Source organism: Paracoccus bogoriensis (assembly GCF_019431455.1).
Taxonomy (GTDB): Bacteria; Pseudomonadota; Alphaproteobacteria; order Rhodobacterales; family Rhodobacteraceae; genus Paracoccus; species Paracoccus bogoriensis.
This window is the reverse complement of the sequence record NZ_JAHYSR010000064.1, coordinates 1-486: the sequence shown is the minus strand read 5'-3', so window position 1 is coordinate 486 and position 486 is coordinate 1. Positions and strand designations below refer to the sequence as shown.

1 pseudogene is annotated in these 486 nt (G+C 66.3%); it reads left to right on the top strand.

Features of this window, described 5'->3' with window-relative positions:
- Positions 1-486, top strand: a pseudogene (locus tag KY389_RS15570) (transposase); the annotation flags it as partial.

Here is a 486-nt window from a genome sequence, read left to right as displayed (position 1 = left end):
GATCGATCAGGTTCTCGACCTTTCGTGGCTTCGCGGCGAAGTGGCTGCCCTCTATCGCGTCGACAACGGACGCCCCGGCACCGATCCCGAAGGTGAGGCGGACAAAGGCGATGATCCGGGGGATCATCGCCCCGCCGGACGGACGCCTGATGCTGGCGGGCTTTTTGCTCGGCATCGTGCATGACCGGCGCCTGATGCGCGGTGAGGCCCGCCCCGCCACCGGTTCGAGGGGTGAGGCCGAACCAGGTCCATCTCGCGATCCGCGGGTTCATCGGCTACGCCTTGCACGAGGCCTTGCCGGATCATTCCTCGCTGACCCGCCTCCGGCAACGCTGGGGCGAGGATGTCTTTCGCCGGGTGTTCACGCGTGTCGTCCGGCAATGCCAGTCGGCGGGCCTCATTTCGGCTGAAACCGTTCACATCGACGCCAGCCTGATCCGGGCGAATGTCAGCATGGATGCACTGGTCGCGCGTCACCTCGATGCG